General features: G+C 72.3%; 6 protein-coding genes. All 6 read right to left on the bottom strand.

The window, feature by feature from the left end; translation table 11 throughout:
* Nucleotides 1-886 precede the first annotated feature (886 nt).
* On the bottom strand, nt 887-1,525 hold the full coding sequence (locus AB0L45_RS37630; protein WP_365848272.1) for a hypothetical protein: 639 nt from the start codon (nt 1,523-1,525) through the stop codon (nt 887-889).
* Entirely contained in the window at nt 1,522-2,538 is a 1,017-nt protein-coding gene (locus AB0L45_RS37625) for a ParA family protein (RefSeq protein ID WP_030671551.1), read from the bottom strand. The genes AB0L45_RS37630 and AB0L45_RS37625 overlap by 4 nt, the downstream gene beginning before the upstream one ends.
* A 489-nt stretch (nt 2,539-3,027) precedes the next feature.
* Nucleotides 3,028-4,143 (bottom strand): alanine dehydrogenase, encoded by a 1,116-nt coding sequence (gene ald / locus AB0L45_RS37620; RefSeq protein ID WP_032928116.1) that lies wholly within the window; start codon nt 4,141-4,143, stop codon nt 3,028-3,030.
* 165 nt (nt 4,144-4,308) lie between these two features.
* Complete coding sequence (locus AB0L45_RS37615) at nt 4,309-6,531, bottom strand: tetratricopeptide repeat protein (protein WP_365848271.1); 2,223 nt, start codon at nt 6,529-6,531, stop codon at nt 4,309-4,311.
* A gap of 194 nt (nt 6,532-6,725) precedes the next feature.
* A complete protein-coding gene (locus AB0L45_RS37610) occupies nt 6,726-7,352 on the bottom strand; it encodes an NUDIX hydrolase (RefSeq protein ID WP_365848270.1) in 627 nt (208 codons plus the stop codon).
* A 126-nt stretch (nt 7,353-7,478) separates the two neighbouring features.
* Nucleotides 7,479-9,176, bottom strand: coding sequence for a CTP synthase (locus AB0L45_RS37605; RefSeq protein WP_365848276.1), 1,698 nt, complete (start codon nt 9,174-9,176; stop codon nt 7,479-7,481).
* Nucleotides 9,177-9,392 lie beyond the last annotated feature (216 nt).

Below are 9,392 nucleotides of genomic sequence, written 5' to 3'. Positions count from 1 at the left end.
GGCTCCCGGCTGACCTGCGGGGAGACCCCTGTATGTCCCCGAGCCCGCGCCGTTTGCGGGTATCCCGCCATCGTGGCCAAAAATTCCGCAAGCTCACTCGCGCGCAGCGCGAGGGAACCTTGCTCGCGCGCAGCGGGGGGACCTTCCTCGCGCGCGGCACGGGGGGGACCTTGCTCGCGCGCAGCGCGAGGGAGGCGGGCACGCACCCGGGCTGCCTTATGACGCTCACGTGACGCGGAATGACGTCCCGGCCCCGGCGTGAGCCTCACCATGTGGTCAGGGCGCACCAGGGTGATCGACATCCTCCCCCCTGCTGTCCCGGCCTCGCCAAACCGGCCTGAGGGGGCGTGTAGGGGGCCATCCCCGCAGGTCAGCCGGGAGCCCGGGTTCACCTCACGCCCCGGGCGACGTACACGGTGCCGAGGAGATGGCCCCCTGCGCGCCCCCGCCCCACGGCACCTACCTCTGCGAGCCGCGCGACAGCGCAAACCCTCGCGCGCAGCGCGAGGAGGCAGGCCGGCATCCGGGCCACGACTCAGGGCTCACGTGCAGCGGAGTGACGTCCCCGCCCCGGCGTGAGCCTCACCATGTGGTCAGGGCGCACCAGGATGATCGACACCCTCCCCCCAGCTGTCCCGGCCTCGCCAAACGGCCTGAGGGGGCGTGTAGGGGGCCATCCCCGCAGGTCAGCCGGGAGCCCGGGTTCACCTCACGTCCCGGGCGGCGTACACGGTGCCGTGGGGGCACCCCCGGCCGAAGGCTGGGGGAGAGTTGGCCCCCTGCGCGCCCCCGCCCCCAAACCAACCCATGCGAGCCGCGCGACAGCGCAAACCCTCGCGCGCAGCGCGAGACCAGGTACATGGTCACCCGCCGCGACAGCGGCACGTCAACGACCCCGAAGCCGCCGCACCAAGATGCTCGCATCCCCCCGCGACTCCAGGTCCGCCAACACCACCGCCACCGCCTCGCGGACAATGCGCCCGCGATCGACCGCGAGCCCGTGCTCGCCCCGCAGGACCAGGCGCGCGTGCTCCAGGTCCATCAGTTCCTCGGCGGAGACGTAGACCGTGATCTTCTCGTCGTGCCGTTCCCGGCCGCTGGGCCGCCGGTTCGCGCCCCGGCCGCGTCGCCGTGGGGAGCCGGTCTCCTGGGGCGTGCCGGCCGCAGTCGGCCGCCCCTCCGGTTCAGGGCCGCGCCCCCGCCCCCCGTGCTCGGCCGGCGCCGCCCCCTCCGCGCCGGCTTCCGGCTCGGCCCGCCGCTGCCGCGGGGTCGTTTCCGCACCCGAAGCCGCAGACGAAGCCGCAGGCGTACCCGTACCGGGAGCCTCCGGCTCACCACCGGGAGCAGGCACGCGCGCCGTTTCCCCACTTCCCGCCGGGACGCCACCGCTTCCCGCCGGGACGCCACCGTTACCCGCCGGGACGCCATTCGCCGCGGCCGGCCCGTTGGTCTTGCGGGGCGCCGGGGACTGCAGCCCCGACCCCCCGGTCGTGCGGAACAATTCGTCGGCTCCGGGCAGACTCACTCGGCGTGACACCGGGCGAGCACCTCCCTGGCCAGCTGACGGTAGGCGGCGGCACCGACGGAGTTGGACGCGTACGTGGTGATGGGTTCACCCGCGACGGTGGTCTCGGGGAAGCGCACCGTACGCCCGATGACGGTGTGGTAGACGTGGTCGTCAAAGGCTTCCACGACGCGCGCGAGGACCTCACGGCTGTGCACGGTCCGCGAGTCGTACATGGTCGCCAGGATGCCGTCGAGCTCCAGGTCGGGGTTGAGCCGTTCCTGGACCTTCTCGATCGTCTCGGTGAGCAGCGCCACACCGCGCAGCGCGAAGAACTCGCACTCCAGCGGGACGATCACCTTGTGAGCCGCCGTCAGCGCGTTGACGGTCAGCAGACCGAGCGACGGCTGGCAGTCGATGACGATGTAGTCGTAGTCGGCCATCAGCGGCTTGAGCGCACGCTGGAGCGTCGACTCGCGCGCGACCTCGCTGACCAGCTGGACCTCGGCGGCTGACAAATCGATATTGCTGGGCAGCAGGTCCATGTTGGGGACCGCGGTCTTCAGCAGTACCTCGTCGGCCGACATGCCCCGCTCCATGAGCAGGTTGTAGACCGTCAGATCCAGTTCCATCGGGTTGACTCCGAGCCCGACGGACAGCGCGCCCTGCGGGTCGAAGTCGACGAGCAGCACCCGTCGGCCGTATTCGGCGAGCGCGGCACCCAGGTTGATGGTCGAGGTGGTCTTGCCCACCCCGCCCTTCTGGTTGCACATCGCGATGATCTTGGCGGGGCCGTGGTCCGTCAACGGTCCTGGAATCGGGAAGTAGGGAAGGGGTCGCCCGGTCGGGCCGACGCGTTCGCGGCGCTGGCGGGCGGCGTCCGGTGCGAGCGTGGCCGCGTATTCGGGGTCCGGTTCGTACTCCGCGTCCGGATCGTAGAAGTGCCCCTCGGGCAGGTCGTCGTAGTCGGCGAGCCGGGTGGGTTCTGAACCGCCCCGGTCGCCGGCCATGGCGTTCACGTGATGGCCGTCCATGCTCTGGTGGGCTGTCGTCGTGGTGCTCTGATGGGCTGCGAAGGTGTGGACAGCGACGGAGCCGACAGCCTGGAGCCCCGAGGGGCCCTGGCCCCGTGCAACCGCTCCTGGTCGACCACCTCCGGGAGTAAATGTCGACTCATTCACAAGTCGTCTTACCTCCTTGGATGTGACCAGGAAACTTATCGATAGGTCAGCGTGGCACTATGCCGACGGTTGGCGACTCTATGGCGTGTCGGGCGTTCGCAGCAACACAATCCGCCGGACCCGGCCCGATGTGTCGGCAATCGAACATGCCGATGTCAAGGGTGCAAGCCGCACAAGACCAAGGTTTCGAGGGTGTGCGAATCGGTTAAAGGGTTACGTTCTCGGCGAGTTGGGGTCCGCCCGCGCACATCCGGGCGAGCGGCGTGTCGGCGAACGGCCGCGGCCGGGCCTTGTGGACAAGGCCCGGCCGGCAGTGCGTCATTGACGCGCGCTATTGACGCCTCAGCCGAGAAGGGTGGCCAGGTCGGTGGCCTCCAGGCCGTGCGCCTCGGCGACCGGACCGTAGACGACCTTGCCGTCGTGGGTGTTCAGACCCTTGGCGAGGGCGGCGTCGCGGCGCAGCGCCTCGACCCAGCCGTTGTTCGCCAGCGAGACGATGTACGGCAGCGTGGCGTTGGTCAGCGCGTAGGTTGAGGTGCTGGGCACCGCGCCCGGCATGTTGGCCACGCAGTAGAAGACCGAGTTGTGGACCTGGAAGGTCGGCTCGGCGTGGGTGGTGGGGCGGGAGTCCTCGAAGCAGCCGCCCTGGTCGATGGCGATGTCGACAAGGACACTTCCGGGCTTCATCTTGGCGACCAGCTCGTTGGTGACCAGCTTCGGGGCCTTGGCGCCCGGGATGAGGACCGCGCCGACGACGAGGTCGGCCTCGACGACGGCCTTCTCCAGCTCGTAGGCGTTGGAGACGATCGTCTGCACCTTGGTGCCGAAGATCCGGTCCGCCTCGCGCAGCTTGTTGATGTCCTTGTCGAGCAGGGTGACGTGGAAGCCGAGACCCACGGCGATCTGCACGGCGTTCCAGCCGGAGACGCCGCCGCCGATGACGACGGCCTTGCCCGCGGCCACGCCCGGCACGCCGCCCGGCAGCACGCCGCGGCCGCCGGCCTGGCGCATCAGGTGGTACGCGCCGACCTGCGGGGCGATACGGCCCGCGACCTCGGACATCGGGGCGAGCAGCGGGAGCTGGCGGCCCGGGGTCTCCACGGTCTCGTAGGCGATGGCGGTGGTGCCGGACTCCAGGAGCGCGTCGGTGCACTCGCGGGAGGCGGCCAGGTGCAGGTAGGTGAAGAGGGTCTGGTCCTTGCGGAGGCGGTGGTACTCCTCCGCGATCGGCTCCTTGACCTTCAGCAGCAGGTCCGCCGCGGCCCAGACCTCGTCGGCGGTGTCGAGGATCTCGGCGCCGGCCGCGACGTACTCCTCGTTCGGGATGGCGGAGCCGAGGCCCGCGTCCTTCTCGATGACGACCTGGTGGCCGTGGCGGACCAGCTCGTGCACACCGGCAGGCGTGATCGCCACCCGGAACTCGTTGTTCTTGACCTCGCGGGGGATGCCGACCTTCACGTCGATCACGGTCCTTGTAAGAGAGCTTGCAGGAAAAATCCATGCATGCGAGGCATGCCGGGACTGACCGCGGTGTCCGCGGCCTGGCCAGTCTATTTAAGGATTCTGAGTTGTCTAGCCTTGCAAAGCATCAATTACTGAGAGGAGCACCACCGATTTCGTAGGTCACTGTGGGTGATCTGAGAGGAGTCGTTCCCCCAGACCCCGGTGCAGCCTTGCGGCTGCCGGGTCGCCGAGCCGGTCGAGGGTGTCCGCGATCCGCAGCTGGAGCGCCGCCTCCAGCCGTCCGTCCTTGGCCTCGGCGGCCAGCGAGAGGGCCGCGGTGCAGGTCCGCAGCGACTCCTCGGGGCGGCCCGCGTACTCCTGCACCCGCGCCGCCTCGCCGAGCGCGCGGGCCTGGCCCGCCACGTCACCGAGCCTGCGGTACGCCCCGTAGGCGGCCCGCCACTCCTTGAGCGCCTCGCCCCACCGCGCCGCGTACGTCAGCACCGCGCCGATCCGGCCGTGCAGCCGCGCCCCGTCCGCGTTCTCGCCCCGGGTCAGCCGCAGTTCCAGCGCCCGCCCGTACCAGTCGGCGGCCCGCTGCCAGTCCCCCAGCTCCGTGTACGTACCGCCCAGCGACTCCAGCGCCCGTACCGTCGCGATCGGATCCCGGACCTCGCGCGCCGCGGTCAGCGCGCCCCGGTAGCGGGCCATCGCGTCCGCGGTCCGCCCGGCCTGTGCGTCCAGGTCGCCGAGGTTGAGCAGCGCCGCGGCCCGCTCCCGCGCCAGGCCGCGCCGCTCGGCGACCTCCAGGACCAGGCCGTGCAGCCCGTACAGGTCCGGTGCGGCGGCCTCGGCGCCCTGGTGGGCGATCAGCGTACGGACGATGGCGGCCATCAGCCGCCGGTCCAGGGTGTCCAGTTCGCCTTCCTCGACGGCGATGCGGGCCGCCTCCAGGAGGGCGGGCCGGCGGCTGCGCAGCCAGGCGGCGGCCGAGGCGGTGGAGGCGAAGCGCAGCGAGCGCGGCAGGCCGGCCACCTTCTGCCGGGCCGGTGACCCGGCGGGTTCGCCGAGCGCCCGGCACGACTGGAGCAGCCGTACGGTGCGCTCCAGCATCCGGGCCCGGGCGAGCTGGATCTCGGCGGGCCGCTCCTTCTCGTGCAGCGCCGCCCGGACGAGCGGGACCAGGCAGCCGGGCATCCGGTACTGCGCCTGGAGCCCGGCGCTCCCGGCGGCCGGGGCTCCGGGGCCGGTCGGCTGCGGCTCCGCGGTCTCGGCCGGCCTCAGCAGCCCACGGGCGGCGAAGTCCTGGAGCGCCGACTCGGCCGCGGCGACCGAGCAGCCGGCGAGGGCGGAGGCGATGTGCGCGTCCACCAGCCCGGCCGGGGCGAGCGTGAGCAGCCGCAGGGTGCGGGCGGCGACCGGTGGCAGGGTGTCGTAGACGAGGCGGAAGGCGCGCGCCAGCGGGCGGTCACCGGCCGGTTCGCCCGCCGGTTCCGGTACGTCCCGCAGCGCCTGGAGGAGGTCGGTGACGGAGTTCTTGGGGTGTCCGGCGAGCCAGCCGCCCACCAGGACGAGCGCGGCGGGACGGCCGCCGCACTCCTCGGCGACGGCGTCGGCGGAGCGCGGGTCGACGGTGATGCGGGTGGGGCCCGCGTACCGGCTGAGCAGTTCGACGGCGGACGCGTTGTCCAGGCCGCCCAGGGTGCAGGGCCGTACGTCCGTGATGCCGGTGAGCGGGCCCTCGGAGACCGCGACGACGAGACAGCCGGCGGCGTCCGGCAGCAGGGGTTCGACCTGTTCGGCGCCGGCCGCGTCGTCCAGCAGGAGCAGGGCGCGGCGCTCGGCGAGGGCGGCGCGCAGCGCCTCGGTCAGCTCGTCCTCGGCGGCGCCGGGCTTGACGGGGGCGCCGAGCGCGGTGAGCAGGTCGCGGGCGACGAGGTCGAGGGGTACGGGGCCGCCGCCCGGGGTGCTCAGGGTGGCGCGCAGTACTCCGTCGGGGTAATCGTCGGCGAGCTGCCGGGCCAGTTCGGCGGCGAGGGCGCTGCGTCCGGAGCCGGGGCGCCCGGCGATCAGCAGGACGCGGCTGCGGGCGCCCCGGCGGCCGGAGAGGGTGTCCAGGCCCGTACGGGCGATGTCGGCGCGCAGCGCCTTCAGCTCGCGGCGGCGGCCGATGAAGCCGCCGGCCGCGGTGGCGGCGGGCGGTACGGTGCGGCGGGGCGGGGTCCGGCGGCTGCCGGGGCCGGGCGCGGCGGTGCGCCCGCCGTGGTCCCGGCCGGGCGCGGCGCGGTCGGTGGCGGGCTCCACGGCCGTGCCGTCCGGTTCCGGCCGCTGCCGTGCCGCCGTCGCGGGTCCGCCCGCCTTCCCCGGCGGGACGCCTCCCCCGCCCACCGCCTGATCCGCCACGGGTCACGCTCCCGTCCACCTGCGCTTACGAGCCCGTCGCGGTCGCGAACGGGAACGCGGTCGAGCGTAGTTCACGACCCGTCACACGCCCGGTGGAGCGCGACGGCCGAGTCACCCGTCCGGATCAGCACATCATCGGACCGCGGGGCCGTGACGGGCCCGTACAGGGGTGCTGCGGGGGCGCTGGGAGGTGCTCAGGCCTCGAACGGGCGGGCCGGCCACGGCGCGTCGGCCGGGCGCAGCGCGTCCAGGCCCTGCCCCGCGCGCGCGGCGGCCAGCGCGAGCACCCCCACCACCAGGCAGTTGTTGTGCAGTTCGCCGGCGAGCGCGCCGCGGACCAGTTCGGCGACCGGCACCCGCGCCAGCTCCATGTCGGCCTCCTCCTCGGAGACCTCGAAGCGCTCCCCCTCGGCCTCGGACAGGTCGCGGGCCAGGAAGATGCGTACGGCTTCGTCGCAGCCGCCGGGGGTGGTGTAGACGTCCGTCAGCACCCGCCAGTCCTCGGCCTTGACGTGGGCCTCCTCGTACAGCTCGCGCTGGACGGCGTGCAGCGGGTTCTCGCCGGGGACGTCCAGCAGTCCGGCCGGGATCTCCCAGAGCTTGTGCCGTACGGGGTGGCGGTACTGGCGCAGGACCAGCACCCGGTCCTCCTCGTCGAGCGCGACGACGGCCACCGAGCCGGGGTGGACCTGGTAGTCGCGGGTGGCCGTGGAGCCGTCCGGCATGACGACCTCGTCCGTGCGCATGCTGGTCTTCTTGCCGGTGAACGGCGTCGCGGTGGCGGTGATCCGCCACGCTTCCGGGCTGTCCTGGATGGCCATGTACGTCCTTCCGCAAAGCAGTCGACCGGGGCGCCCGGCCGTGAAAGGCCAGGTGCCCCGGTCAACCGTACCTATCCGTCGGCAGCCGGTCCCACGCGTCCCACGTGGGGCCGGCCGCCCGCGGGGTCAGGCCTTGGCGCCCTTCTTGGCGCCGGCCGCCGCGCCGGTCTTGCGCTCGACGGCCGCCTTGACCAGGCCGGCGAAGAGCGGGTGCGGGCGGGTCGGGCGGGAGCGCAGCTCCGGGTGCGCCTGGGTGGCGACCAGGTAGGGGTGCACCTCGCGCGGGTACTCGACGTACTCGACCAGCTTGTTGTCCGGGGAGGTGCCGGAGAACAGCAGGCCGGCCTTCTTCTCCAGCTCGCCGCGGTAGGCGTTGTTGACCTCGTAGCGGTGGCGGTGGCGCTCCTCGACGTACGGCTGGTCGTCGTAGACCTCGCGCACGATCGAGCCCTCGGCCAGCTTGGCCGGGTACATGCCCAGCCGCATGGTGCCGCCCATGTCGCCCTCACCGGCGACGATGTCCATCTGCTCGGCCATGGTGGAGATGACCGGGTCGGCGGCGGCCGGGTCGAACTCGGTGGAGTTCGCGCCCTCGATGCCGGCCAGGTTGCGGGCCGCCTCGATGACCACGCACTGCAGGCCCAGGCACAGGCCCAGCAGCGGCAGCTTGTTCTCGCGGGCGTAGGTGATGGCGCCGACCTTGCCGTCCACGCCGCGGTCGCCGAAGCCGCCGGGGATGCAGACCGCGTCGCAGTCGGCGAGCTGCTGCTTGGCGCCGGCCGGGGTCTTGCAGTCGTCGGAGGTGACCCACTTGATCTTGACGCGGGCCTTGTTGGCGAAGCCGCCGGCGCGCAGCGCCTCGGTGACCGACAGGTAGGCGTCGGGCAGGTCGATGTACTTGCCGACCAGCGCGACCTTCACCTCGTGGTCGGGGTTGTGCACCCGGTCCAGCAGGTCGGCCCAGACGGTCCAGTCCACGTCGCGGAAGGGCAGGTCCAGCTTGCGCACGACGTACGCGTCCAGGCCCTCGGCATGCACGACCTTGGGGATGTCGTAGATGGAGGGGGCGTCCGGGCAGGCGATGACGGCGGCCTCGTCCACGTCGCACATCAGCGAGATCTTGCGCTTGATGGCGGTGGGCACCTCACGGTCGGCGCGCAGCACGATGGCGTCCGGCTGGATGCCGATGTTGCGCAGCGCCGCGACCGAGTGCTGGGTCGGCTTGGTCTTCAGCTCGCCGGAGGGGCCGATGTAGGGCAGCAGCGAGATGTGCACGACGAAGACGTTGTCGCGGCCGACCTCGTGGCGGACCTGGCGGACGGTCTCCAGGAACGGCAGCGACTCGATGTCGCCGACGGTGCCGCCGACCTCGGTGATGACGACGTCGACGTCATCGTGGGCCAGCCGGCGGATGCGGTGCTTGATCTCGTTGGTGATGTGCGGGATGACCTGCACGGTGTCGCCCAGGTACTCGCCGCGCCGCTCCTTGGCGATCACGGTGTTGTAGACCTGGCCGGTGGTGACGTTCGCGGAGCCGTCGAGGTCGACGTCCAGGAAGCGCTCGTAGTGGCCGATGTCCAGGTCGGTCTCGGCTCCGTCGTTGGTGACGAAGACCTCACCGTGCTGGAACGGGTTCATGGTGCCGGGGTCGACGTTCAGGTACGGGTCGAGCTTCTGCATCGTGACCCGCAGGCCCCGCGCCTTGAGCAGCGCGCCCAGGCTGGAGGCGGTGAGGCCCTTGCCGAGCGAGGAGGCGACGCCCCCGGTGACGAAGAGGTGCTTGGTCGTCGAGGTGGTGCTGTTTCGAAAAGCAGCGGGCGGCATGGCCAAGAGGGGGCTCCCGTGGTCGCGTGGTGAAGAGGTGCGAATCAGCCACGCCCTGCGGTTTTCAGGGGTGCCTTCGCTGCGGTCGGGGGTGCCGTGCGACTGGCGCGGGCCCCTCGGTCCACGGGGTACCAGGCTATCAGCGACCGGGCATGGTCGCGCCCGGCCACGCTCGCGGCGCCCACGTACGGCCCTCTCCCGCGGGGCGCGCGGGCC

Source organism: Streptomyces sp. NPDC052496, assembly GCF_040679095.1.
In the GTDB taxonomy this organism is placed as follows: Bacteria; Actinomycetota; Actinomycetes; order Streptomycetales; family Streptomycetaceae; genus Streptomyces.
Note: the sequence above shows the minus strand (reverse complement) of the source record. Positions and strands in the feature narration are given on the sequence as shown.